The organism is Klebsiella sp. w6 (genome assembly GCF_033100215.1).
Classification (GTDB): Bacteria; Pseudomonadota; Gammaproteobacteria; order Enterobacterales; family Enterobacteriaceae; genus Klebsiella; species Klebsiella variicola.
Window position 1 is genome coordinate 3,180,315 of sequence record NZ_CP136907.1, and the last position, 24,361, is coordinate 3,204,675.

Genomic DNA, 24,361 nt, shown 5'->3' on the forward strand with positions numbered 1-24,361 from the left:
GAATTACTCTCCATTGTGTAGTGAAGCGCCATCATCCTGGGATGACGCAGAGGGTTGGTCCGGTAACCGGCAGGCGTCTACCTGCGGCACCAGACTGATTTCGACACGACGGTTCAGCGCACGGCCCTCCGGCGTATCGTTTGTTGCAATTGGTCGGCTTTCGCCATAGCCCTGAACGGCAAAGCAGCTGTCCGGCACGTCGCCGGTATCGCGCATCCAGTCGCGGACCGATTCCGCACGTTTCAGCGACAATAGCTGGTTGGCTTTTTCCTCACCGACGCTGTCGGTGTGGCCCGCCACCACGATCAGCCACCCGTGCCTGGCCTTAATGTCCATCAGCGAGTTGACCAGCCGCTTTGTCGAACCAGGCTTCAGTACCCATTTCCCGGTATCGAATAGCGACATGCTGTCAAGGCGGATGACGTCCGGCGCGACGCGCTGCACCGGCCTGGGTGGCGGAGGCGGCACGTAACCGCGAATCGCCTCCAGCAACGGCAGGCGAATCTGCTCCCCGCGATACAAGCCCAGACTCAGGCGCAGCGGGACGCCGTTACGCGCCCAGCTATCGAGCAGCGCGGCATCTTCACGCAGCACCCTGACAGCGCTGGCTTTTGGCCGATAATCATCCATTGCAATCCGCTCATAACGGGCAATATCGACGCCCACGCGCTGCAGCAGTTGTCGATTGTTCCAGCCACTGCTGAGCAGCGCGGCGACAGCCGCGAGGGTGAAAATCGCGAGCGCCGCGCGCCAGGCCCTGCCTCGTGGCGTGAGTCCCCGTCCCGCCGGTAACTGCGGCAGGATGAATTCCGGCAACGCTGAAGCATCTTCGGTGTCACTCTCGCCTGGCTGCCAGCCAGCTACCCGCGACAGGCCACTATGTCGGGATAACCACGTCGTCCAGGCCGACGACGCCAGACTTCCAGGCAGCGAGGGCCCGAGCCCCCACAGCACGGCCGCTGGGGTCAGAGGCGGCAGGTCGGTATTTTCTTCCGTCAACACGGCATGGACGTGCTGTTCAAACCAGCCCATCAGGCTGTTCATCAGCACCTGCTGCTCCAGCGCGGCCGCCCCGCCGGCGCTTACCCAGGCCGGTACGGAACAGGGGGCGCAGGAGGGCTGCCAGACTTTCACCGCTTCGCCCGGCATCGCCGCCTGCCACAACAGGTCGCGACTCATCGCGCTGCCCACCTGCCCCTGCAGCGCCAGCGGTACGGCATACCCCGTCTGCTGGCGCAGCTGGCTGAGTTGCCAGCGCAGGGCCAGCAGAGCGCTGGTCAGCGCATCGCTTTGTGCGTGCCGCTGCGGGCAGACGCAGAGCAGCACCGACAGCTGAGGCCCCCATTCCGGCCGCTGGCTCAATACCTGGCGCGCGACCTGCTGCAGTTCGTCCGTCTTTTCCACGCGGATCCAGCAGCCCTGTTTGACGACCCGCACCGGTGACGCTTGCGGCCAGACAAACGGCAGATCGCCGCAAACGAGGACCACCGGCTGGCGATAAGCGCCCTCCGGGAGAGGGTCCAGGATTGACGCGACGTTACGCCCGGTACGACGACTGGCGATGCGCCAGATCCCGATGATCAGGGCCAGCGTGACCAGCAGAATGAGCCACGCCCCCCAGCGGGGAACCGGCAAAAATAGCAGGCACACCAGCGCACTCAGCAGGCTGGCCCACAGCGCCAGCCCACGCTGCTGCGCGGGGCTCATTTCACCGTCCCCGGTAACAGGGTCAGCAGCAGGTGATCGAGCCAGTGGTTCAGCCCCCACCACAGGACGAGTACCACCATCACGGTCAGGCCAATACGTACCGGCCATGAGGCCAGCCAGCCGCTTATCCCCAGTCCGGCCCGACTCTCTACCAGTACGGGAGCGGTTGACGGGCACTGAAAAGGTGGGACATGCTCACTGAGCGCGTTGATCAGCTTCAGGCGCTCGGGATCGTTGAGGGAGCGAAAGCTGCCAACAAAACCCAGCAGCATCACCCGCTGAAAACAGGTGACCACGGCCAGGTCGGGCGCCGGTTCACGCAGGACCTCGCGCATCCGCTCGCACAGGGTGTCGCCGGCATCCATGGTGCCGAGGAAGTGCCCCTGCAGCGGAATGTCATACCACTGCAGGCAGGCCTCATCCTCCACGTCGCGCCCTTTCACGGCTTCATCGAGCAGCGCGCACTGGGCGGTGAGAATATGCTGACAGCTGGCGTCATCAAGCCCGCTCGCCTTCAGCTCATGTTGCACGCGCTCGACATCAGCAATACAGCGCTGCCATAGCGTGTATCCTTCCTCATCGCGGAACTGCGGGCCGTGGCGCAGGCTGATAACCTGTAGCCAGGTGTTCTGCAGCAGCGCATCAATATCAATGGACGCGGCGTTGCCGCGTTTAGGCTCATTCACGTTCGTAGTACCGCAAAAAGTTCAAGTTCAGGCTCACCGAGCATCCCCGGGACGTAAAACATACAGGTGCCGCTCTGCAGCATTTCCGTCGCCAGAGGGTGGGACACATCGAGGCTGAAATACTGATTTTCCAGACGCAGCGGGATCGCCGCCGGCACATGACGCAATGGAGTGAGGGGCACCCCTGTCCGCGAGGAGTTGACGATGGCTTTGACTTGATCCGGACTGCCCACTTTGCACTGTCGCGGAAACTGCTCCTGCAGCCGGGCGACCGGTACCGACGAACGAACCGACAGATAGTAATCAGCCCCTTCCCGCAGCCGGGCATCGTGCAGACGCGCCTGCCAGAAGTGCAGCCGGGCATCATGCTCCAGCGCAATCGCCACCACCCGCGACGGCAGGCTCGCCTCCAGCAGGTCGCTCAGTAAATCAAACAGCGGCGGAAAAACCGCGTTCAGCTGGTCATGCTGATAAATCGGGACGGCATTCGCCTGATGGGTGAGCGAAAAGGTCAGCAGGCTACCAGCCAGGCGCGCCAGCTCCGGATAGAGGCGTTCCGGCGGGCTCTGTTGGTCACGCAGAAAGTACCCCAGCACCGGCTCGGCGCTGTTCAGCGCGTTCAGCAACCAGAACAGAGAGACATCGGCCACGGCAAAATCAGCCATCCGTTCATTGCTCTCGCGACGCATGGCCATCAGGCGCGTCAGACGAGCCCGAAGCTGAGTAAGCAGCTGTTCAAGCTGCGTCGCCAGCCAGCGGCTGCCCTGGATCTGCAGCAGCGGCGGGAGAAACGTCTCGTCGATAAGCCAGGCCCCCTGCGAGTCCCGCTGCAGGCGAACAAGCGGACAGGTCAGGTAATCGCTGTTGTCCTGATGGGCGAAACGGAGGGTCAGCTCCGGCTGCATGACGGCAATCTGCCGGGTATCATCCCCGAACTGGTTGCGGACATCACGCCAGCGCTGCCGGAAGCGCACCGGCCTTTCGGCCACCTCCTCCGGCTTCAGACAGTTGCCGCCATTCGCCTGCATCAGGGGCAGCGCCAGCACGATCACCGCCTCGCCGGACGCGCCGTCCAGTGACAGCGCGGACGGCAGCGCATCGGCATTGTCCGTATCAATCATCGTGCCATCCTGGAACCGGACCTGCAGCCTGTGAGCCTGCAGGCGGCCCAGTTTGAGCATCTCTGGTTCGAAGGTCGCCTCCATCACTCCCCAGGGGTGGTTAAGCCCCATCCGGGCAATCACTTCCGCAGTCCAGGCTGCATACGCAGCCTGCTGTTGAAAATGCTGGGGCGACACCATAATGCCCCGGCCCCACAACGGACGTTCCGTTTTCATCATCGTCCGAACCTACGCCTTCGCCTTTGGCATCTGGCTAACCAGCGACAGATTGACGTCCATCCCCTCGACCTGGAAGTGCGGCACCGCGTACAGCTTCACGCGGAAGAAGCCCGGGTTATCCTCAATATCTTCCACCACCACGCTGGCATCGCGCAGCGGATGGGAGGCCTGCAGCTCGTCGCCGGGGTCGGTCATTTCAGTCACCAGGCTCCGCACCCAGGTGTTCAGCTCCAGCTCCAGCAGCCGCCGGTCCTTGGTGGTGCCGATATTCTCGCGCTGGATCATCTTCAGGTAGTGCGCGATGCGCGACAGCAGGAAGATATAAGGCAGACGCGCGTTGATGCGGCTGTTGGCGGTGGCGTCAGCGGTATCGTACAGCGCCGGTTTCTGCGCGGAGTTGGCCGAGAAGAAGCAGGCGTAATCGCGATTTTTGTAGTACGACAGCGGGATAAAGCCCAGGCTGGCGAACTCAAACTCCCGCGTTTCCGGGATCATCACCTCGGAAGGAATTTTCACCTGGTTGCCGGTGCCCAGATCGTACAGATGGATGGGCAGATCTTTCACCGCGCCGCCGGCCTGCGGACCGCGAATTTGCACGCACCAGCCGTTATTGACAAAGCTCTTCACCATATTGGAAGCGAAGGAGAACGCCGCGCTGGTCCACAGATACTTTTCGTGGTCCGGACCTTTCACCTGCTCGACATAGTTGAAGCTGCGCACCGGCACGGTGTCGGGACCGTACGGCAGACGACCCAGCACGCGCGGCATCACCAGGCCGATGTAGCGGGCATCGTCGGTTTCACGAAATGATTTCCAGCGGATATATTCCGCGCGATCGAAGTAGTTGCCGATATCCTTAATAGCAGCCACCTCTTCCATGGTCTCTTTCAGGAAGAAGGCCGGGCCGACGGCGCCGATAAACGGCATATGGGCGGCCGCAGAGACGCGGGAGATATTGCGCAGCAGCGCCACATCCTGCGGGCTGGCGTCGAACTCATAGGCCGAGATCACCGAGCCGATCGGCTCGCCGCCGGGGGTGTCATACTCCGCGGTATAGGTGTGCCAGTAGAGTCCGCTCTGGATAAGTTCCGGCGCGTCCTCAAAGTCCTGGCGCAGATCGTCTTTGGCGACGTCCAGTATCTCCGTTTTGACGTTCTGCCGATAGTCGGTGTTGTCCACCAGCTGTTTGAGGCCGCGCCACAGGGATTCGACCTGCTGAAACTCCTGATGGTGCATCACCGCGTCCAGCTGACGGCTTATCTGGAAATCCAGTTCGGCGATATGGTGGTCAATCAGCGTTTTGTCGAGCTTTTCCACCCGCTGACCGGACTGACGAATGCGCTCCATAAACACCTGCATCGCCGCGGTGAGACGCTCCGCCGCCGGCGCCTCGGAGAGCGCGGCATCGTCCAGAAAGTCGTTGATATCCCCGAGGTGAGACGCCGGAGCGAGATTAATTTTTTCAAACAGCGAGGCGTAAACGCCCTCGCCCGCCCTATTTTCCTGCAGCGTGGTTTGCCCCTGAACAGGGGCGTTTTCTGTGGTAACAGACATTAGCATTTTCCCGGTTAATCCATTAACAGACTTGCCCCGCCATTATTTCGGGGCAAGCGCACTCATTTCGTCGCGTAATTCCTGGGACAGCGCCGGATCTTTCAGGATTGCCTCAAGCTCTTTTCTGAAAGTGGCGTTATCAAGCAGATTGGATTTGAGATCGCGTAATAAATTACGCATCGCCAGCATGGCGCGGAGTTGCGGTATTTGCCGGGCAACCTGCTCCGGTTCAAAATCTTTGATGTCGGTAAAACGCAGTCTGACATTCTCCTCTTCACCATTACCGGCCAGCGTATTCGGCACCGAGAGGTTAACTTCCGGGCTAAATTCCGAAAGTACGCTGTTAAAGTTATTTTTATTGACGTTGATTTTTTCTCTTTCCGATAAAGGCCGGTTTTCCTTACCATGACTAAAATCGCCAATGGTAAGCAGCTTCAGCGGCAGTTCGACCTTCTTCTGCGCGCCGCCGGTATGAAGAGATAATTTGAGATTAATGCGCGCCCTGGGGACTTCATTCTGGAACGTATCAGCCATAGCAGTTCCTTTCCTTAAGGAATAATTATTGAAGAGTTGACGATAAAAACCGGATGATAATAGAGCAAAAACAGATTATCGATCAACTTAACAAGAATATTTCTTTAATGCATTCACAAGGCAAACAAAATTATTTTATTAGTAACGACAATGAATGATTTACAGCCAAATATAAAGTTCAAAGCCAACACCTTCAATTAACATTGAACACATGAATGTTCACATCACATATCATCAAGGCGATAAAAAAATAGATTAAATGAATATGATAGCGACAATTCCCGTGAATAATATTGTCATGAGATAATTGATATTATCGTTAGCAGATCAAGCACGCATTTAAGCCACTTCTCCTGTTTTCGTTCACGCTGAACCGTCATCAGCCCTGGCACACAGGCCTGCGGAACCCGCGATATTTTCCACCACAGACAGCCGTCAGTAGCTGAAAAAGGCTATTTCCCCGGGTGACTGACCACACGGCGATGTCGGCAAAAGTTGTCGTTACCAGAAAAAACATGACCCCGATAGCAAGATGCACACGCTACCGTCTTCGGCATCCTGAGGGGGTCGCATTCTGCGGATCGCCAGGCTATATCTAAGACACCTTTCTCCCACAACGAGTAAAAATGATGAGCAAGAAGATCCTGATGCTGGTCGGCGATTATGCCGAAGATTACGAAACGATGGTCCCTTTTCAGGCACTGCAGATGATTGGCCACCAGGTCGATGCCGTCTGCCCGGATAAAGCCGCTGGCGACTATGTCATGACCGCGATCCATGACTTTGACGGCGCCCAGACTTATAGCGAAAAGCCGGGGCACCGCTTCACCCTGAACGCCAATTTTGCCGCGGTGAAGGCCGAGGACTATGACGCGCTAGTGATCCCCGGTGGCCGGGCGCCGGAGTATCTGCGCCTGAACGAGGAGGTTATTAAACTGGTACAGGCATTCGACGCCGCGCGTAAACCTATCGCCGCCGTCTGCCATGGCCCACAGCTGCTGGCCGCCGCTGGTATTCTGCAGGGCCGCACTTGCAGCGCTTATCCCGCCTGTGCCCCGGAAGTGCGCCTGAGCGGTGGGCACTATGCGGATATTGGTATCGACCAGGCGCATGTTGACGGCAATCTGGTCACCGCCCCCGCCTGGCCGGCCCACCCGCAGTGGCTGGCGAAATTCGCCGCCCTGCTGGCGGAATAACGGCCTGTAGAGAAAGCGTTTTCTCTGGCGAAGGGAATTGGCCATCGCCGCGCTGGTGCTCTCCTTCCCACCGGCACGGCGCTGTTTGATCAGCCGTTCCCGCAGCAGCTTAACCTGACTCAACTCAGCAAAACGTTGGCCGGATAGTCCCCTCGCTTCAGATGCGCATTCCCCCGGAAACCTCAATGCGCTGGGCATTCACCCAGCGATGATCATCGGATAACAGCGAGGCGATCATCGGCCCGATATCCTCTGGCACCCCCGGTCGACCCAGCGCCGTCATGTTCGCCACCGCCTGAGCGACCTGCGGGTTATCCCGCACCACCCCGCCGCTGAAATCGGTGGCGATGGCGCCGGGCGCCACGCAGTTCACCGTAATTCCGCGACTGCCCAGCTCAAACGCCATATAGCGGGTCAGGGTTTCCACCGCGGACTTCATGATCGCATAGGGCGCCCGGTTCGCCATCACGATACGGGTTAGCCCGGACGAGACATTCACTATCCGTCCGCCATCGGCCAGCAGCGGCAATAGTTTTTGGCTGAGGAAAAAAACGCCCTTCACGTGGATACGATACAGCGCATCGAATTCCGCTTCCGTGGCGTTAAGAAAACCCATGCCGCTGGCATTGCCGGCATTATTGACCAGGTAATGAAACCGATCGGCCCCCAGCTCCGCCAGCGCCTCCTGAAAGGCGCTGACAAATCCGTCAAAGGTATCGGTTTCGCCGGCGCTGAAGGGCAACGCAATCACCCGCGAACCCTGAGCTTCAACCCGTGCGACCACCTCGTTCGCCTCGGCAAAATGCGCGTTATAGGTCAATACCACATTCACGCCGCGCTGAGCCAGCGCTTCAACGGTCGCGCGCCCCAGGCCGCGGCTGCCGCCTGTCACCAGGGCAATTTTTGCGCTATTGTTCATGTTTCCCCCTTTTCTCTCTGCTGAAAACATGAGCGATTATAGGCTTCTGCATGCCGACGATAAGATCGCATTGCCCGACAGGATTGTTTTGCCAGCTGGAACAATGTCATGGATAAACTGGATACCCTGACCCTGTTCGTGCGCATCGTCGAACGAGGTTCGTTCAGCGCCGCCGCCGCGGATCTGGGTTTTTCCCGGCCGGTGGCGACCGCGGCCATTAAGGCGCTGGAGGCCAGTCTCGGGGCACGGCTGCTGCAGCGCACCACCCGGCACGTACGACCGACGGCGGAGGGCTCGCTGTATTATCAGCGCTGCGTGGCTATTCTGGCGGCCCTTGAGGAGGCCAACCGCAGCGCCGGGGGGAGCATTGCCGGTATTATCCGCGTGGACGTGGCGGGCAATCTGGCGCGGACCCTGCTGCTGCCCGCGCTGCCACAGTTTCTCGCCCGCTATCCTGCCATGACGCTGCAGATCGGCGAAAGCGAGCGCGACGTCGATCTGGTTCGCGAAGGGGTGGATTGCGTCATTCGTGGCGGCCATCTCCCCGACAGCGAGATGATTTGCCGGCCGCTCGCCAGGCTGCAGGAGATCACCTGCGCCAGTCCGGCCTACCTCGCCCGGTACGGTACCCCGCATACGATTGAAGGTCTGACGGGCCACGTGATGATCGGGTTTGTTTCATCGCGCACGCAACGTACCTTGCCGCTGAGCTTTACCCAGGATGGCCGTCAGAGCGAGGTCAGTTTGCCCTGTCGGCTGCTGACCTCCGATGCCGACGTTGGCGCCGAAGCGGCAAGGCTTGGCTTTGGCCTGTATCAGGCCCCCTTGCCCCGCCTTGAGGCCGATCTGGCGTCGGGCGCGTTAACGGAAGTGCTGGCCGATTTTCGCCCTGCGCCGCTCCCGCTCTCCCTGCTCTATCCCAGTAATCGGCAGCTCTCTGCCCGGGTACAGGTATTTATCGACTGGGTGACGGCGCTAATGAAGCCTCCCCTGGCGCAGCAGGCATCCGGAAGGCTAAAATAATATTTGCTATTATTTGCGGCTCGTGCGTTAATCGTTAAGTCGATTTACCAGACGAAAAGTTATTATCTAAGTACGCGTTCTCATCTCCAGGCGTTATCCCTGATACCACCTTCCTTTGAGCAGTCCCGTTAGTATTTTGCTTTTTCTGTAAACAGGCCCTGTCAGATCCCCTATCGGCTCACGAAATAAGCCGCCATCTGACCCAAAACCCGGCTTACCACTAACAAAAAATAGCCGCGTTAATTTTCCTGAAAACGACCTTTGTCTTTTCAACAGAACATTACCCATACAAGGTTTACATTATGATTGAACATATCCATTTTAGATGCCCATGCTGCCATGGCTCCCAGTACAGAACGTCCCAGTTTGATGTGACGGAAAAAAATCCCTTTGGTGCGAAATGCATTTTCTGCAAATCAGCGATGATGACATTTGATGCTATCCGCCCTCGTCATCTGGGCGCGCAGTCTACTGCGCAGGCACAACAATAAGTATGCGCGGGTAAAGCATGCCTGTTATCCGCCAGGCGGATGACGTCTTTTTCTCAACCGCCGTTTTTGTCGGTTGAATAATTAACAGCGGGATCAGGCAACGCTTTTATCAGGGTGGTAATATTTTTCCCTGCATTCATTTCAACGTCAAAAAAGTCCACCGCACGCAGAATAAGCCGCAAGCCTCTACCGCTTTCCGCTAACGGATCGACATCGAAATGCTCATCACCACGCGCCAGCGCCAGGCGCTCGGCGGGAAAGGTTTCCCCCGCGTCGGTAAAGCGCAGCGTCACCCGTCGGTCCGCGACCCTAAATTCCACACCAAAACGACTTTCCCGATCCTCATGCAGCGCATAGCGAATAATATTCGTTGCCGTTTCACAGGCGGCGAGATCGAGCGCGAAGCGCCACTCGTCCGCAACAGGCAGCGGCGCCATTTGCTGGGCAAGCCACTCCGCCAGCGGTGAAAGCGAGGTGAGTTCGGCAGGAAACATCATTTTGCTATTCACGGGCACGTCACTCATTTGGCTGTGCAATTTTGCTGAAATCAACAATCAAATCGGTGCGAGATTCGCCTATCTCCTGGGCGACTGCCGCTTTAAAGGCCACCGCGACGGAAGCATCCAGCCGACGCACCGCCGGCGTCAGGATCGTGACCGTGGCCTGCCGTTCGGTTTCAATTTTCATCACTGTCCCCTGTACGTTCAATAATCAAAAGTGAAACATCATCGGCCATCGCCTGGGTCTCCTGCGCGTCGCCATTGCGCCAGTGGATCAAGTACCGGGCAAACCGCGGCAGCAGCGCGGGCAGCGGCTGCGTCACGCTGTCCTGCAGCCACGCTTGTAAACGCGCTTCGCCAAACTGTTCACCGCTCCGGTTTTCACATTCGGTGATACCGTCGCTGAACAGGCAAAGCCGCTCTCCCGGCGCCAGCGAGAAACTGACATCTGCCCATGAGAGATGGTTTATCAACCCCACCGGCGCCCCACCGCTGCCGACCGAGCGCACACCTCCATCCACGGTGACGATAAACGGCGTGGGATGCCCGGCCTGACACAGTTTCCCCTCACCGGTTGTGAGGTCGATGACGCCATAGATCAGGGTGAAATAGCTGACAATCTCTGCCTCGTCGCTACAAAAACGACCATTCAGGATCTGCACTACCTCGGCAGGTGATGCCGGCTGGTTATCAGCAGAGAAAAGAAAACGCTCAACCGCCCTGCCATGCAGAAACTGGCGGGCGACGGCAAGCGACATCATCGCCGCCCCCACGCCGTGCCCGGAGACATCCACGCAGTAAAATCCGAGATGCTCCCCCAGCGGGAAAACATTAAAAATATCCCCCGATACCCAGGCCGACGGCAGGAAAATCCAGTCGGAGAAAAAACCCTGATAGCGCAACTGATGGGCGGGAAGAACCGACTGCTGGATGCGCGCCGCCAGCTCCAGATCCTGTTCAATCTGCCGCAGCGCTTCACTTAGCCGCTTATTGCGCGCGGCGAGGTCGGCTTCAAGGGAGAGGATCCGCGCCCCGGCGTGCAGCCGCGCCCGCAGTTCGCTCTGCTCCACCGGTTTGCTGAGAAAATCATCGGCCCCTGCCGCAAACCCTTGCGTTAAATCGCCAGGATCTTCGCGAGCGGTAAGCAATATCAGATAAACGTAGTGACCAAACTGGCGACGGCGAACTTCCCGGCACAGCGTCAGGCCATTCATCTCCGGCATTTCCCAGTCGCTAATCACCAGGCTGACGGGCTGGTTTTCGAGGATCGCCAGCGCGGCGACGCCGTTTTCCGCCTCACTGACGATATAGCCCCACTGCGTCAACATCCGGCTTAGCAACCGACGATAAACCAGCGAATCTTCAACAATCAGGACGTGCTGTGCCGACATCGCGCCTCCTAAATCGGCAGGAACCAGATAAGGCTGATCATTCCTTCACGAAACTTGCCGCTGTACGCTATCAGTTTAGTCAGTAGCGGGTTGGCTTGCTCATCAGCAATGGGGTTGTCAACCAGGCTATACTCCAACCTGACGGCAACGCCAATCGACTTTAGCGACAAACCGGCGATAAATGGCTGGTCAGCAAAAGTATCGTGTGGCTGATGCTGGATAAAGACGGGTGAGCGGCGGCCCGCTTTTCCGCAGAATGGCAACGAGGAAATCCTGTAAGGGGAAAACTCATGCATGGCCAGCGCGTGTCGCCTGCGGATCCTAACCCGCCCGGCCGCTGCCGGGCGAACGGGTCATGAGGAACGCACCATGAAGTTTTATCGCGATCTTTTTGAAGCCAGCCTGAATCGCGTCGTACCGGAGCACGATAAAAAGCGCTTTTTTCAGGCCTTCTACAGCACCTTTATCCATATGTCGCCCGAGACGGAGCAGCACTTCTCACGACGCCCGGGCGAGGAAGGCCAGCAGATGATCTTCAAGAGCTTTTTCGCCATGCTGGCGGTCAACGGCGACCTCTTTGTACCCGATTTTCTGGAACGGCTGGCGCGAGCGCAGAGCGAGGAAGGCCTGCGTCTGCCACCGCGGTTTTTTGCCCTGTGGCGAGAAGCCATGCTCAAAACCGTCCGCGCCAGCGATCCACTGTGCGATGAAGAGATCCTCACTGCATGGGCAATGGCGATCGCCCCTGGTCTTGAGTATCTGCGCCGCCAGGCGGAGCTCCACTATCAGACCGCAGGTCACTGATCATGCGCGCCGCTAACCGTGTCGACCTCAACGTCCTGCCCTCAGCGGTGATGATCTACGATGATCGCGAACGACTGCAGGCCTGGAATGATAAGGTGGCGCTGTTTTATCCAACGATCGCGCCCTGGCTCGCCGTCGGCGCTCCCCTGGAGAGCCTGGCGGAGAAGTTCATTGATGCCGGGTATAACATCGACCCTGGTCGGCAACAGACGCTACGCGAGACGATTATCCGCAACTGCCGCCAGGCGAACCATTGCGAGGTCCGCCAGTCGGGCAACCGCCGGATTTACGTTCAGCATCAGCGGCTGGCGGATGGTGGAATTGTCAGTCTGCATACCGACATCACTGAGCTTGACGAGGCCCGACGCGCACGTCACCAGCTTCACGACGATTTTTTATTCACTGCGGAGTCGATCCAGATCGGTATCTGGGACTGGCAGGTCTCCCACGACAACCTGCAGGTGAATGACACCCTGCTGGCGATGGTCGGTCAGTCGCGGGCACAGTGGCGCTATCCGCTGCGTTTTATGCTCAATCTGGTCCACGAGGACGATCGCACTACCCTGCAACAGGCGATGATCGCCTCGCAAAACGAGCATATGCCGGTTTTTGAATGTGAACTTCGTGTCCAGCACCCAACGCAGGGCTGGCGCTGGATGCTGCTCTCCGGGCAGATCGTCACCCTCAATATGCAGCAGCAGGCAGAGCGGGTGATCGGGACGTTGCAGGATATTACCCGGCGCAAAGCCGCAGAGCTGCTGGCCATTGAGGCGGCGAAGGAGGCCCGCGAGGCGAACGAAGCGAAAAGCGCCTTCCTCGCCAATATGAGCCACGAAATCCGCACCCCGATGAACGGCATTCTCGGCATGACGCAGCTCTGCCTCGATACGCCGCTGACCGCGGAGCAGCGGGAGTACCTTTCGCTGGTGATGAGCTCAGCCCAGTCGCTGCTGCACATTATTAACGACATTCTTGATTTCTCACGCATTGAGTCGGGCAAGATGCAGGTGGACGAAGAGCCGCTGGAGATCCGCCCCTTTATCCAGTCGCTGATCCGCCCGCATATGCCTGCCGCCAGCGAAAAGGGCATTGAGCTGCTGGTGGACATCTCACCTGCGGTACCGGAGGTGCTGATCGTCGATGGCCCCCGGCTGCGGCAAATCCTGACTAACCTGTTGGGTAATGCGCTGAAGTTCACACATCAGGGGGAGGTTCTGCTGGCGATTACGCCGGCCGACGACGAAAGCCACTGGCGCTTTCGCATTCGCGATACCGGGATCGGCATCGCCCCGGAGAAGCAAAAGGCGATCTTCGAAGCCTTCAGCCAGGCCGATAGCTCTACCACCCGCCGCTACGGCGGCACCGGGCTGGGGTTAACCATTTCGGCCCGCCTGGTCAGCCTGATGGGCGGCGAGCTGATGGTGGAGAGCCAGCCCGGGGCGGGCAGCGAATTTGCCTTCACCCTGCCGCTGGAAGGCCTGCACGCCGCGGCCTCCGGTAGCGCTCCGCTGAGCCGCTTCAACAACCAGCGGGTGCTGGTGGTTGACGACAACAGCACCAACCTGCGCCTGCTCGACACCATGCTTCGCCAGATGGGGCTGATGCCAAGCTGCGTGGACAACGCCGGCGAGGCGCTACGCCGGGCCGCCGAAGGGCCGCCCTGGCCGCTGATCCTGCTCGACGCGCAGATGCCGGATATGGACGGCGTATCCCTGGCGCTGGAGCTCTCCGCCCTGCCCGAGGCCCGGCAGAGCCAGATCATTATGCTCAGCTCCATGAGCCGCCATTTTGACGCCAATATGCTTAAGCGCATCGGTATCGCCCACTATCTGCATAAACCGGTGGCGCAGCGCGAACTGCATCAGGTTATCGCCGGTATTCTCCTTCCCACGCCGGTGGTGGCGACAGCGCCAGCCCCCGTTGCGGAACCGGTCAGGGACCAGACCGGGCTGCATATCCTGCTGGCTGAGGACAACCTGGTTAATCAAAAGGTCGCCAGACGGCTGCTGGAGCAGTTGGGTCACCGCTGCGAGGTGGTGAGCAACGGCCGGGAGGCGCTGGAGCGCTGGCGCGCAGCCTGCTGGGATCTCCTGCTGATCGACCTGCAAATGCCGGAGATGGACGGTGAAACCGCCATCCGTCTGCTGCGCGAAGAGACGCCGGCGCTGGGCAGGCAACATCAGCCCGCGATGGCCATGACCGCCCATGCCATGCAGGGCGATAGAGAGCGCTGTCTGGCGATGGGCTTCGACGGCTATATCGCCAAACCAGTGAGTCTTGAGGCGCTACGGGAAGCCATCGCCCGCGTCGGCGCAGCGGAAGATAGCGATTTGGAGGAAGAGAAAGGCCTGCCGGACGAGGCCCACCTGCTAAAACAGTGCGCAGACGATCCTGAGCTGGTCGAGGAGTTGCTGGGATTCTTCGCTGAAGGGCTTGACGCCGCAACGGCGGCCCTTACCCACGCCATTGACGCCAATGACCGGGAGACGCTGCGCCGTACCGCCCACAAGCTGCGCGGCGAGGCGGTCACCCTCGGCTTTCAACGCCTTGCCGGGGTGCTCCAGCAGCTGGAGAGCCAGGCGACGTCGCCCGACCAAACCGTGTCTGACGCTCTGCGCGACGCGCTGGCTGAGGCGATCACAGGCTGCCACTTGTGGCTGCGGCGCAGAGCGCAGGCGGCTTCACGCTAAGCTCCTCTCAGTCGTGGATTTTCACCCCCAGACAGCCACGAACGAATTCAGGATTAAAGTGTTTTACCGCTTCGCCGACATAGCCTAAATCCAGGGCGCCGATTTGCGCCATTTCGCTCGTGGTGAGCGAGAAATCCCAGATGGCAAAGTTCTCTTCAATACGCTCCTGGCGGGTGGATTTAGGGATCACCGTGACACCACGCTGCACGTTCCAGCGCAGGATGACCTGCGCAATGGTTTTTTGATGGGCATCGGCAATCCCCTGCAGCATTTCATCTTCATACGGGTGATGTCTTCCGCCGCCTAACGGCGCCCAGGCTTCAGGCTTAACGTGATAATGCTTCATGGTTTCCAGCGCCGCAGGCTGCGCGAAATAAGGATGCAGTTCAACCTGGTTCACCATCGGCTTAATTCTGACGGTTTCGCAGAAGTTAGCTAACACATGGGGGTAGAAATTGGAGACGCCAATCGCTTTCAGCTTCCCGGCTTCATACGCGTCTTCCAGCGCACGCCAGGAGCTGAAATAATCGCCCATCGCCTGATGCAACAGATAGAGATCGAAATATTCCAGCCCGGATTTTTTTAAGGACGCGGCAATCCCGGCTTTCGCCATCCCGGTGTTGGCCATGTCCTGGACCCACAGTTTGGAGGTTATAAACAGCGCCTCACGGGTACACAGACCTTCGGCGATGGCTTCGCGAACGGCTTCACCCACCGCATCTTCATTATCGTAGACGGCAGCGGTATCGATAAGGCGGTAGCCGGTACGAATGGCGTTCAGCACTGACTGCTTACACTCTGCTTTATCGGTCACCTTAAAAACGCCAAAACCCAGCATCGGCATTTTAAGGTTGTTACTTAATACAGAATATTCCACGGTAAAGCTCCCCTCTTGTTAAAACATCATGGTAAGACAAGAACGCGGTCACGATTAGCCTGTCATTCCTGATTTGACTTATGCATTCAATTCATTAATCGCAGTGCGCTGAGATGATCTGATTTTGACAGAGAGCAGAAAAGTCCCCCCTGCCGCGCCCAGCAATAACAGACCGCTCAGTGCAAACGTGCTGTGCCATCCCAGACTATCAAACACCAGGCCGCCTGCCGTTGACCCGAGGGCAATCGATAGCTGGATCACAGCAACCATAAGACCACCGCCCGCCTCCGCATCTTCGGGCAGCGTCCGCGCAATCCATGTCCACCAGCCGGTGGGCGCCGCCGTCGCCAGCAGGCCCCACAGGCTTAACAGTACGGTGACAGCACCGGTATGGTGCCCGGCCAGCAAAAGCGCTCCGACAATCGCAGCCATAATCAAAGGGATAGCCACCAGCGTCAGATAAAACCGGGCGTGCAGAACGGTCGAAATGAGCAGCGTGCCGACAAAACCAGCGACGCCAATCGCCAGTAATATCAGGGGCAGACCAGAAGAACTGACCCGGGTCACCGTCTCCAGAAACGGTCGCACATAGGTAAATAAGGTAAACTGCCCCATAAAGAACAGCCCGCAGGCCAGCAATCCAAGGGATACCGTCGAGCGGCGGAGCAGACGCAGCACGGTTCCCTGCCGCTGTGGTGCGCGCTGGCTTTTCATCGACGGCAGGCTAACGCATTGCCAGATGAAGGCTACCATCGCCAGCGGAACAAGACATAAAAAGGCACCGCGCCAGCCGACGGTGGCCCCCAGGTAGCTGCCCAGCGGCGCTGCCACAACGGTGGCCAGCGCGTTACCGCCGTTAAAGATGGCCAGTGCGCGGGGGACCTGGCGTTGCGGCACCAGCCGAATGGCCGTTGCCGCCGACATCGACCAGAAGCCGCCGATGACGATCCCGATGAGCGCTCTGCCCAGCATATAAACCGGGAAACTGGACGCCAGGGCAATCATCAATCCTGAGGCCGCCATCAACGCCGTGAGCCCCAGCAACAGCCATTTACGGTCCAGCGACCCGGTAAGACGGGAAATCGTCAGGCTGGTCAATACCGCCAGTGCGCCAGAAAGCGCGATCCCCTGGCCTGCTAATCCCTCGGTAATGTGTAAATCACCCGCGATGGGTGTCAACAGACTGACCGGCATAAACTCTGAGGCAATGAGCACAAATACGCAGAGCGTCATCGCCAGGACGCCGCTCCAGTATGCGCGGGTGTTATGTAATCCAGACATTATTTATCTCCGACAAAACAAAGCCGCCTGCAGGCGGCTTTGGGGATGTCTCCGGCACAGGAGAGCTATTGCAGGTTGGTTTTGAAAAATTGAGTGAATGTAGCAAAGGGAATTTTGCCCGCGACGTTGTCATAGAGATCGACGTGGTTTGCGCCAGGGACAATCACCAGCGCTTTCTCTTTACTGCCGATCGCCTTAAAGGCATCTTCGGCAAAATAGCGTGAATGGGCTTGTTCGCCGGTCACAATAAGCGTCGGAATAGTCACTTCGCTGGCGTAACTCAGCAGCGGCATATTCATAAACGACAGCGGCATCGTCGCATTCCAAGCCCCGGTTGAATTAACCGAACGCGCATGGAAACCTCGCGGCATACGGTAATAATCGAAGAACTCTTTCAGGACCGGATTGGGGTTGGCGGGCAAGGTTTCCGGCAAAATACGATCGGCAGCGCTGACGTTGCCTTTATCATCAACATATATGTCATGCCCACCGGGGGCGGAAGTGCCGTTTGCCGCATCCTTCCAGCGCTGCGCGTTCAAGTACTGCAGTACCGCTCGGCGGTCGGCTGTCGTGTAGCGGTCTTTGCCATCGCCTACCCCATGCCCCATCGCGCGGCTCATGTCATACATGACGCTGGTCGCCACCGCTTTGACGCGGGTGTCCATCGCCGCGTCGTTTAGGGCCATACCGCCCCAGCCGCAAATGCCGAGCAAACCGATACGGTTGCGATCCACCTCTTTTTGCAGGCCCAGAAAGTCCACCGCGGCACTGAAATCCTCGGTATTGATATCCGGTGAGGCCACGTTGCGTGGGTAGCCACCGCTTTCGCCCGTATAGGATGGGTCAAACGCCAGGGTGACAAACCCCTGTTCGGCCAGCGTCTGGGCATACAGGCCGCTGGACTGCTCTTTTACCGCGCCGAAGGGACCGCTCACGGCAATAGCTGCCAGTTTGCGTTCACCGCGATCCTTCGGCAGGTAGAGATCGCCAACTAAGGTTATCCCGTAGCGGTTCTGGAAGGTCACCTTACGGTGATCCACTTTCACACTCTCAGCAAACGTTTTATCCCATTTTTCAATCAGTGAAACAGGCGCATTCGGGTTAATTGTCTCAGCATAGCTCATCGTTGTCACTCCAGTTAATGAGGCGCAAAGCAGCATGGCGGGTATCGCGGCTGTCAGTTTTTTGGTGAAAACCGTCATCAAAATTCCCCTAAATAAACGTGATCAATGCAAGTCTCCAGTAGACAATGCAGCTTTGCTTTATTGTCGTGCGCTTAGTGTAGCCAGCAGTAATGGTTCTGATTAGTAGGTAAAAAATGCTAAAATTAATACCATATTGTTCTAAATGGCATGTGGATGACGAGGCAGGAGAATGGCGAAACGGGAAAACTATAATGACCTTTATCTGTTTATGCAGGTGGTGCGGGAAGGCAGTTTTACCGCCGCAGCGCAACGACTTGGCCTGGCGCAGTCCGGGGTAAGCCGTGCGGTTCGCGAACTCGAAGAGCGGCTGGGCGTTCAGCTTCTGGTGCGCACCACCCGCCGGTTGTCGCTCACTCAGGCGGGTGAGCAGCTCTATCACAATGTCGAATCCGGTTTCGACGCCTTAGATATGGGACTCGCCACGCTGGCCCACTATCGTCAAACGCCCTCCGGTACGGTACGCATCAATGCCAGCCAGCATGCCATTGATAAAGTCCTGCTGCCGAAGCTGGCAGTATTTAAACACCGCTATCCCGATATCAGACTGGAACTGATCAGCGAAAGCCGGTTTGTCGATATTATTGCGGAGCGATTCGATGCGGGCGTGCGTCTGGGCCCGGAAGTCGGGAGTGGTATGATTGCGGTACGCATTTCGCCCGATATGGAGATGGCTGTTGTCGGTACCCCGGAACATTTTCGCCGCTACGGCTTTCCACAAACGCCCGCCGATTTAGTCGCCCACCCCTGCATCGCTTATCAGTTCGGCGACGGCAGCCTTTACGCCTGGGAACTTAATGTGGATGGCAAAAAAATCACCCACCCGCCTCAGGGACAGTGGGCTTTCGCCGATAGCTATATGGAGGCCAAAGCGGCGAGGCTCGGTCTGGGGCTGGCCTATGTCCCGGAAGAGCTGATTACCGACGATCTAGCCCAGGGCACACTTATCCGGGTGCTCCAGCGTTATAGCCAGCGTCTGGAAGGTTCATTTCTCTATTACCCGCACCGCAATGTGTCGCCCGCGCTGAGAGCGGTCATTGATACATTGCGAATGTAGCTGAGGTTGCCTGCAGGCAGCAGACCACCGGTAGCGGTTGGTGGAGGGGTCTGAACTCAGAGCTTTCGCTTAATTCCGAACCATGCAAATTGTTAGGCGAGGCGGAAATGATCTGATATCAGTATCAATTTTGCGACTTACCTATGTGATCATAAAGTTATAATACAGCACCGCTTCGTAACGAGTTAAAAAACGCATATTTCCCTGCTACGCAAACCCTTTTTCTTCGCCTACCCACGCCTGTTGTTGAAATACCTCCAAAACGCTTAAGCATTCCTTTCCACCTCAGGGCTGCTACGCTAACTCTCAGTCAATGGCGAAGGAGGCGTAATGAAAGTCCTCAATATCCTGGTCCGTCGATGCGTGCTGATTACCCGCTTTGAAGAGACCGTTTCGTTTTATGAAAACCTTATCGCGCAGAAGGCAAGGTTGCGTTTCGACTATCCCGAATACGATCTCAAACTGGCGCAGGTGGGTTCAGTGCTTTTAATCGGCGGAACCGAGCAAAGCCTGGCGCCTTTTCGCGCCACCGAGGCCACTTTCCTGGTCAACGACATTACCGCCTGGGAGAAACATCTGCCTTCCACCGGAGCAACGATTATCAATCCGGTGAAGGCCGTGCCCACCGGCTGGAACATGCTGGTTCGGCATCCGGATGGCATGATTGCCGAATACGTTGAGCATCATGACAAAAACCCAGCAGATGAGATCTTCTGATGCTTCGCTTTCAGAGGGTTGGACCTGGTATCAGTCGGCCATACTGCCAGAAAAGTGCGCTTTCTGCTGTAGCCAGAGAGGGAGAGAGGGAGAAACTGGCGCTGCAAGCCGCAGCGCCACAGTTATCCTCTTACCCGGGCAGCATCACAAACTGACACTGTTCAACCAGTTGAGCAGACTTGCCACTGAGTATTGCGTCGGTGCGCGCGATATCGGCTGCCCCGATGTTATCAACAGCAGCGTCGGCAGGCCGCGTACGCCGAGGTCGCTGGCCAGTTCCTGATGCAGGTCGGCATCCAGATAGCGCGTTTCAAACTGAGCAATCCGCTGGCTGAGTTTTTCATGGGCCAGTAGCTGCCAGAGTTTACGGCAGTGCACACAGCGCTCCGCGCCAACGAACAGCAGCACGGGTCGTTCACCCTCCAGTTCACTCGCCGCGCTTATCGGCCGGAATGCGCTTTCCGCAACGCGGAACAGCTTCGGACTGCGGCGCAGAGTATCGTTATCGGTTGCGACGCACAGCGCATCGGCGCTTTTACTGTACGGCTGTACGCCCGCCACGCGCACCACGCTCTGCGCCGGGCCCGCCGCCGCCGCGCCCGGCTGACGCAGAGTGCGGACATCAACTGCCGCAATCGGCGTCTCCTGCGGTTGCGCAAGCTGCGGGATCCACGCGTAAGGAATGCGGTAGGCGCGGTAAACCATATTATTATTCAGCGTCTTACCCCAGAACGGCGAAATGTATTCCCAGACAATGTCGTGATCGCGGGTCACTTCAAAAATGCGGCCGTTCGAACCTTCGTTAATCAACGTATTGCCATTTTCCAGGCGCTGCATATTGCTGATATACGGACTGTAGAAGCGGTATGAATCAGTCGGTTGCGGCAGGTCCGCTTCATAAGGCGAGTAGCGCCACTCAATATCGAGGGTCAGCGGGTTGATCTCAAGGATCCGAGAATAATCGCGCCAGGCGTTTTTCACCCCATCCGCCGATGCCGGGTTAGGCGCACCGTATCCGGCCCAACCGCCGTTGTCGAAAATCAGGATATTGCCCGCCCCCGGCAGCCCCTGCGGGATCATATGCGCATGATGCTGGCCGATGATCCAGCCGATGTGCTTCAGCTCCGGTTTGCTGTAGTCCGGGCCGAGCTGCCAGACAATTTTGCCGCTCTGCTTATCGATAATGGCGATAATATTGGATTCGCGGGCGTCCCAGATAATGTTGTCGGGATGGAAGCGCGCATCGCCGGCGTCATACCATTTATTCGGCCCCAGCGCCGACATCGAGTTGATATGCATCCAGTCGCCCATTCCGCCGCCGCTGGCGCGCATATTCGGGTTATTGTACAGCGCGGTGCGCGCCGCATCGTCGAAGCCCAGCTCATGAAAATGGTCGCTGCAGCGCCACTCCCAGACCACATTGCCCTGCCAGTCGACTTCAATAATGGTGTCGTCCAGCAGCAGCTTGTCGGAGATCGCTTCATTCACCAGATTGGTGTGGGCGAGGATCAGGGTATTGCCGCCATCGACCTGCGGCTCCAGCCCCGGCGCGTAGTAGCCGACGGGGTTACCCGCTCGCTGATAGTCGTGATGAGCGCGCGCCATCCAACGCGTTTCATTGCCAGGGTCGCTGACCTGTTCGTAGTGGTCGAATTTCCAGGTCACGTTGCCCTCCCAGTCCACCTGGATCAGATCGAGCATATCCTGCATGCCATAGCGCGGGTCGCGCTCGCCGCTGTGGCCAAGGATGGCGCCGCCGGGCAGAATTTTGTTGGGAAACCCATGCAGTTCAGGCCATTCCCGCACCACGTGACCATTCATATCCACCAGTACCGCGCCGTGTTCGGTGGCCTGGAAAAGGGTATAGCCGCTCCAGGCGCGCTGCGGATCATAAAGTGTGGCGCTGGTCGGGTAAACGGAAGGATGTCCCATATGTTGCTCCTTAAATAATAAAATCAGACAGAAGTAATCAGGTTGCGAATGTGGCGGCAGGCGGCGGTAAATGAGTCATCATCACGCTGGCGCGGATGAGGCAGCGCCAGGTTCACGATTTCTCGTATCCGCCCCGGACGCGGGGAGAGCACGACGACGCGATCGGCCAGGGCGACGGCCTCTTCCACATCGTGCGTCACCAGTAACGTGGTGGTTCCCGCGCTTTGGTGGATCTGTAAAAGTTCCTGCTGCAGGGTGTGACGCGTCAGGGCATCCAGCGCGCCGAAAGGCTCATCGAGCATCAGGATCTGCGGGCGGGCCACCAGACCGCGGGCAATAGCCACCCGCTGGGCCATGCCGCCGGAAAGCTGCGCGGGCAGCGCGCTGGCGAACTCGCTGAGCTGCACGCGCGCCAGCATCTCCAGTGCCCGCTGGCGCTTCGCCGCCCGGGTGAGCTTTTCATCTGCCAGGCCGAGCATCACGTTGTCGAGCACGTTAAGCCACGGGAACAGGCGCGGCTCCTGAAACACAATGCCGCGCTCTTTGCCCACGCCGGTGACCGGCTCGCCGTTAATACAAATATCCCCCTGGGTGGCAGACTCAAGGCCCACCAGCATCCGTAGCAGCGTCGATTTACCGCAGCCGCTGCTGCCCACCAGCGCGACCAGTTCACCGGCGGCGATATCCAGGTTGAAATTCTGTAGCGCCGTCACCTGTTGCCAGGATTTACGCACATGGCGAAAAGAGACCAGAGTTGAAGAGGTCATAACTGCTCCTGTTGACGCCAGCGGGTGGCGCGCATTTCCAGTAAACGTCCGGCTTTATCCAGCGCCGCGCCGGTGATACCGACCAGCACCATGCCGCAGAGAATAGTGGGCATATCCAGCAGCTGCTGGGCATTGATCATCAGGCTGCCGATCCCGACGCCGGAGGACATGAAATATTCCGCGCCGATATTGCCAAGCCAGGCATAAATCAGCGCCAGCCGCAGACCGGCGAAGATCCCCGGCGCGGCACCGGGAAGAATGACCCGGCGCAGGCGCGCGAATTCGCCCAGCCGCAGCACCCTGGCGACTTCATCGAGTTGCGGGTTTCGCTGAAGCACCGCCTGCAGAGTGCTGAAGAACATAGGAAAGAACGACGCCAGCGCGATAAAGACGATTTTGCCGCCGTTATCGTTACCCACCCATGCCGTCAGCAGCGGCAGCCAGGCAAACAGAGCAATATGGCGCAGCACGTTAAGCGTGGGGGTAAAAATTTGTCCGGCGCGTGGACGCAGCGCCAGCAGCAGCCCGCAGAGCAAACCGCCGGCAATCCCCAGCGCGCCGCCGACAACCGCTCTCCCCAGACTGGCCAGCATCGCGGCGCTCAGCTCTCCGCTCAGGATCCCCTGAACAAAACGTGCCGCCACCGCCAGCGGCGAAGAAAATAATCCGCTATCAATCCAGCCCCACTGGCTGGCCAGCTGCCACAGCGCCAGCAGGACTATCGGCAGCGGTAACGCCCGCCAGCTGGCCTGCGGTTTCCACGCCAGGCGTCCGGCGGCTGGCTGCGGCCAGAACACCAGTCGGGAACAGGCCCGATTCGCCGCCCACTCCATCAGCATGCCGCTCAGGCCAACCACCGCGATGGTGACAAAGACGATATCCAGCTGAAAAAGCTGGCGGCCCCAGACCATCAGGTAGCCAATACCTTCGGAAGAAGCCAACAGCTCGACAACGATAAGCGATACCCAGGCCTGCGAAAGCGCCAGACGCAGACCGGTAAACCAGCCCGGCAGGCTTGCCGGGATCACCAGCCAGCGCAGCCGCTGCCAGCGGGAGAAGTTCATCACCCTGCTGGCTTCGCTCAGGGTCTGCGGCACGCTGGCTACCGCCTGCTGAGTGTTGATGGTCATCGGCACCACAGTGGTTTTCACGATAACCGCCAGCTTGAGGCCGTTATCAATCCCGAACAGCACCATCAATAGCGGGATCCAACCGAGCGTCGGAATTTGCGCCAGCGCGTAGAACAGCGGTTCCACCCGCTGCGCGGCCGCTGGCACCAGGCCAAACAGCGCCCCGAGCAGCGTGCCGGCGATGGCGCCCAGCAGCAGGCCAAGCGCCAGATGCTGGAGACTAAATCCCCACTGCGCCAGCAGATCGCCGCTCAGCAGCGACAATGCGGTATCGGCAACCACCGACGGGGCGGGCAAAATTTGCGCGGGCATCCATCCCTCGCGGGCGGCGATGTACCACAGCAACAACAGTAGCGCTGGCAGCAGCCACGGCCAGCCGTTAAGCCGGAAACCCGGCCTGCCAGGGGCATCGGTTCTAAAGATCATCTGCGACATATCGGTCCACTCATCGGAAAGTGATGCCGCTATGAAAACGTGACTCACGCTGCCCCGCTATTGCGTAAGGTGAATAATCCCGATGCATCGAATGCATTTCAGCCTGGCGGGTACGCGGCGTCTGATTT

At 58.7% G+C, this 24,361-nt stretch carries 22 protein-coding genes and 1 pseudogene; 7 read left to right on the forward strand and 16 right to left on the reverse strand.

Translation table 11 applies throughout. The features are described from left to right. Positions 1-3 precede the first annotated feature (3 nt). Genes R0140_RS15750 through tssB form a run of 5 tightly spaced genes read right to left on the reverse strand, consistent with a single transcriptional unit; the run spans position 4 to position 5,821 of the window. On the reverse strand, positions 4-1,707 hold the full coding sequence (locus tag R0140_RS15750) for an OmpA family protein (protein ID WP_046621190.1): 1,704 nt from the start codon (positions 1,705-1,707) through the stop codon (positions 4-6). After that, positions 1,704-2,393, reverse strand: coding sequence for a type VI secretion system protein TssL, short form (gene tssL / locus R0140_RS15755; RefSeq protein ID WP_046621187.1), 690 nt, complete (start codon positions 2,391-2,393; stop codon positions 1,704-1,706). The genes R0140_RS15750 and tssL overlap by 4 nt, the downstream gene beginning before the upstream one ends. Then, complete coding sequence (gene tssK, locus R0140_RS15760) at positions 2,390-3,733, reverse strand: type VI secretion system baseplate subunit TssK (protein WP_163613307.1); 1,344 nt, start codon at positions 3,731-3,733, stop codon at positions 2,390-2,392. Before tssK ends, tssL begins: the two co-directional genes overlap by 4 nt. A 9-nt stretch (positions 3,734-3,742) precedes the next feature. Continuing rightward, complete coding sequence (tssC, locus tag R0140_RS15765) at positions 3,743-5,287, reverse strand: type VI secretion system contractile sheath large subunit (protein ID WP_008805195.1); 1,545 nt, start codon at positions 5,285-5,287, stop codon at positions 3,743-3,745. A gap of 42 nt (positions 5,288-5,329) precedes the next feature. Next, positions 5,330-5,821 (reverse strand): type VI secretion system contractile sheath small subunit, encoded by a 492-nt coding sequence (gene tssB, locus R0140_RS15770; protein ID WP_004176434.1) that lies wholly within the window; start codon positions 5,819-5,821, stop codon positions 5,330-5,332. A 629-nt stretch (positions 5,822-6,450) separates the two neighbouring features. Between tssB and R0140_RS15775 the strand changes: the two genes are divergently transcribed. After that, a complete protein-coding gene (locus R0140_RS15775) occupies positions 6,451-7,017 on the forward strand; it encodes a DJ-1/PfpI family protein (protein WP_008805196.1) in 567 nt (188 codons plus the stop codon). A 157-nt stretch (positions 7,018-7,174) separates the two neighbouring features. On the opposite strand, the gene R0140_RS15780 is transcribed toward R0140_RS15775, so the two are convergent. Beyond that, positions 7,175-7,936: an SDR family NAD(P)-dependent oxidoreductase gene (locus R0140_RS15780; RefSeq protein WP_110185177.1), complete on the reverse strand. Its 762-nt coding sequence runs from the start codon at positions 7,934-7,936 to the stop codon at positions 7,175-7,177. Positions 7,937-8,044: 108 nt separating this feature from the next. Between R0140_RS15780 and R0140_RS15785 the strand changes: the two genes are divergently transcribed. Next, a complete protein-coding gene (locus R0140_RS15785) occupies positions 8,045-8,959 on the forward strand; it encodes a LysR family transcriptional regulator (RefSeq protein WP_022064665.1) in 915 nt (304 codons plus the stop codon). Between the two features lie 302 nt (positions 8,960-9,261). Then, positions 9,262-9,450, forward strand: coding sequence for a cold shock small protein YmcF (locus R0140_RS15790; protein ID WP_008805199.1), 189 nt, complete (start codon positions 9,262-9,264; stop codon positions 9,448-9,450). A 53-nt stretch (positions 9,451-9,503) separates the two neighbouring features. Here the strand turns inward: R0140_RS15790 and R0140_RS15795 are convergent, their stop codons facing one another. The 4 genes and pseudogenes from R0140_RS15795 to R0140_RS15810 form a co-directional block, all read right to left on the reverse strand. Continuing rightward, complete coding sequence (locus R0140_RS15795) at positions 9,504-9,974, reverse strand: ATP-binding protein (RefSeq protein ID WP_032739713.1); 471 nt, start codon at positions 9,972-9,974, stop codon at positions 9,504-9,506. 10 nt (positions 9,975-9,984) lie between these two features. Then, positions 9,985-10,137: pseudogene (locus R0140_RS15800) on the reverse strand (anti-sigma factor antagonist); the annotation flags it as partial. After that, positions 10,127-11,341: a PP2C family protein-serine/threonine phosphatase gene (locus R0140_RS15805; protein ID WP_032739708.1), complete on the reverse strand. Its 1,215-nt coding sequence runs from the start codon at positions 11,339-11,341 to the stop codon at positions 10,127-10,129. The pseudogene R0140_RS15800 and the gene R0140_RS15805, both read right to left, overlap by 11 nt. Before the next feature lie 8 nt (positions 11,342-11,349). After that, positions 11,350-11,604, reverse strand: a complete 255-nt coding sequence (locus R0140_RS15810; RefSeq protein ID WP_022064661.1) for a hypothetical protein — start codon at positions 11,602-11,604, stop codon at positions 11,350-11,352. Positions 11,605-11,710: 106 nt separating this feature from the next. On the opposite strand from R0140_RS15810, the gene R0140_RS15815 reads away from it, so the two are divergent. Beyond that, a complete protein-coding gene (locus R0140_RS15815) occupies positions 11,711-12,145 on the forward strand; it encodes a globin family protein (protein WP_012968418.1) in 435 nt (144 codons plus the stop codon). A 2-nt stretch (positions 12,146-12,147) separates the two neighbouring features. Beyond that, positions 12,148-14,835, forward strand: a complete 2,688-nt coding sequence (locus tag R0140_RS15820; protein ID WP_032739706.1) for a hybrid sensor histidine kinase/response regulator — start codon at positions 12,148-12,150, stop codon at positions 14,833-14,835. 7 nt (positions 14,836-14,842) lie between these two features. Here the strand turns inward: R0140_RS15820 and R0140_RS15825 are convergent, their stop codons facing one another. The 3 genes from R0140_RS15825 to R0140_RS15835 form a co-directional block, all read right to left on the reverse strand. Beyond that, the gene (locus tag R0140_RS15825) at positions 14,843-15,712 is read right to left on the reverse strand and encodes an aldo/keto reductase (RefSeq protein ID WP_317703852.1); all 870 of its coding nucleotides are present in this window, start codon (positions 15,710-15,712) and stop codon (positions 14,843-14,845) included. Positions 15,713-15,790: 78 nt separating this feature from the next. Next, complete coding sequence (locus R0140_RS15830) at positions 15,791-16,993, reverse strand: MFS transporter (protein WP_032754168.1); 1,203 nt, start codon at positions 16,991-16,993, stop codon at positions 15,791-15,793. A 65-nt stretch (positions 16,994-17,058) separates the two neighbouring features. Next, complete coding sequence (locus tag R0140_RS15835) at positions 17,059-18,195, reverse strand: alpha/beta hydrolase (protein WP_032739698.1); 1,137 nt, start codon at positions 18,193-18,195, stop codon at positions 17,059-17,061. 172 nt (positions 18,196-18,367) lie between these two features. On the opposite strand from R0140_RS15835, the gene R0140_RS15840 reads away from it, so the two are divergent. Together R0140_RS15840 and R0140_RS15845 are read left to right on the forward strand one after the other, a co-directional pair. Next, on the forward strand, positions 18,368-19,252 hold the full coding sequence (locus R0140_RS15840; RefSeq protein ID WP_008805214.1) for a LysR family transcriptional regulator: 885 nt from the start codon (positions 18,368-18,370) through the stop codon (positions 19,250-19,252). 330 nt (positions 19,253-19,582) lie between these two features. Beyond that, the gene (locus R0140_RS15845; RefSeq protein WP_012968423.1) at positions 19,583-19,969 is read left to right on the forward strand and encodes a VOC family protein; all 387 of its coding nucleotides are present in this window, start codon (positions 19,583-19,585) and stop codon (positions 19,967-19,969) included. 144 nt (positions 19,970-20,113) lie between these two features. Here the strand turns inward: R0140_RS15845 and R0140_RS15850 are convergent, their stop codons facing one another. From R0140_RS15850 to R0140_RS15860, 3 genes are read right to left on the reverse strand one after another with little or no spacing between them, the layout of a single operon-like run. Further along, positions 20,114-21,901, reverse strand: a complete 1,788-nt coding sequence (locus R0140_RS15850) for an aryl-sulfate sulfotransferase (RefSeq protein ID WP_046878799.1) — start codon at positions 21,899-21,901, stop codon at positions 20,114-20,116. Positions 21,902-21,924: 23 nt separating this feature from the next. Then, positions 21,925-22,668 (reverse strand): ABC transporter ATP-binding protein, encoded by a 744-nt coding sequence (locus tag R0140_RS15855; RefSeq protein ID WP_012968425.1) that lies wholly within the window; start codon positions 22,666-22,668, stop codon positions 21,925-21,927. Beyond that, entirely contained in the window at positions 22,665-24,233 is a 1,569-nt protein-coding gene (locus R0140_RS15860) for an ABC transporter permease (RefSeq protein ID WP_032735374.1), read from the reverse strand. Before R0140_RS15860 ends, R0140_RS15855 begins: the two co-directional genes overlap by 4 nt. Between the last annotated feature and the right edge of the window lie 128 nt (positions 24,234-24,361).

Bases quoted from the DNA above. Each gene is read 5' to 3' on its own strand.
- R0140_RS15790 (WP_008805199.1), top strand. From the start codon at position 9,262: ATGATTGAACATATCCATTTTAGATGCCCATGCTGCCATGGCTCCCAG.
- R0140_RS15750 (WP_046621190.1), bottom strand. From the start codon at position 1,707: ATGAGCCCCGCGCAGCAGCGTGGGCTGGCGCTGTGGGCCAGCCTGCTG.
- tssC (WP_008805195.1), bottom strand. From the start codon at position 5,287: ATGTCTGTTACCACAGAAAACGCCCCTGTTCAGGGGCAAACCACGCTG.
- R0140_RS15840 (WP_008805214.1), top strand. From the start codon at position 18,368: ATGGCGAAACGGGAAAACTATAATGACCTTTATCTGTTTATGCAGGTG.
- R0140_RS15860 (WP_032735374.1), bottom strand. From the start codon at position 24,233: ATGTCGCAGATGATCTTTAGAACCGATGCCCCTGGCAGGCCGGGTTTC.
- R0140_RS15835 (WP_032739698.1), bottom strand. From the start codon at position 18,195: ATGACGGTTTTCACCAAAAAACTGACAGCCGCGATACCCGCCATGCTG.
- R0140_RS15805 (WP_032739708.1), bottom strand. From the start codon at position 11,341: ATGTCGGCACAGCACGTCCTGATTGTTGAAGATTCGCTGGTTTATCGT.
- tssK (WP_163613307.1), bottom strand. From the start codon at position 3,733: ATGATGAAAACGGAACGTCCGTTGTGGGGCCGGGGCATTATGGTGTCG.
- R0140_RS15775 (WP_008805196.1), top strand. From the start codon at position 6,451: ATGAGCAAGAAGATCCTGATGCTGGTCGGCGATTATGCCGAAGATTAC.
- R0140_RS15850 (WP_046878799.1), bottom strand. From the start codon at position 21,901: ATGGGACATCCTTCCGTTTACCCGACCAGCGCCACACTTTATGATCCG.
- R0140_RS15830 (WP_032754168.1), bottom strand. From the start codon at position 16,993: ATGTCTGGATTACATAACACCCGCGCATACTGGAGCGGCGTCCTGGCG.
- R0140_RS15855 (WP_012968425.1), bottom strand. From the start codon at position 22,668: ATGACCTCTTCAACTCTGGTCTCTTTTCGCCATGTGCGTAAATCCTGG.
- R0140_RS15820 (WP_032739706.1), top strand. From the start codon at position 12,148: ATGCGCGCCGCTAACCGTGTCGACCTCAACGTCCTGCCCTCAGCGGTG.
- R0140_RS15795 (WP_032739713.1), bottom strand. From the start codon at position 9,974: ATGAGTGACGTGCCCGTGAATAGCAAAATGATGTTTCCTGCCGAACTC.
- R0140_RS15780 (WP_110185177.1), bottom strand. From the start codon at position 7,936: ATGAACAATAGCGCAAAAATTGCCCTGGTGACAGGCGGCAGCCGCGGC.
- R0140_RS15845 (WP_012968423.1), top strand. From the start codon at position 19,583: ATGAAAGTCCTCAATATCCTGGTCCGTCGATGCGTGCTGATTACCCGC.
- tssB (WP_004176434.1), bottom strand. From the start codon at position 5,821: ATGGCTGATACGTTCCAGAATGAAGTCCCCAGGGCGCGCATTAATCTC.
- R0140_RS15815 (WP_012968418.1), top strand. From the start codon at position 11,711: ATGAAGTTTTATCGCGATCTTTTTGAAGCCAGCCTGAATCGCGTCGTA.
- R0140_RS15785 (WP_022064665.1), top strand. From the start codon at position 8,045: ATGGATAAACTGGATACCCTGACCCTGTTCGTGCGCATCGTCGAACGA.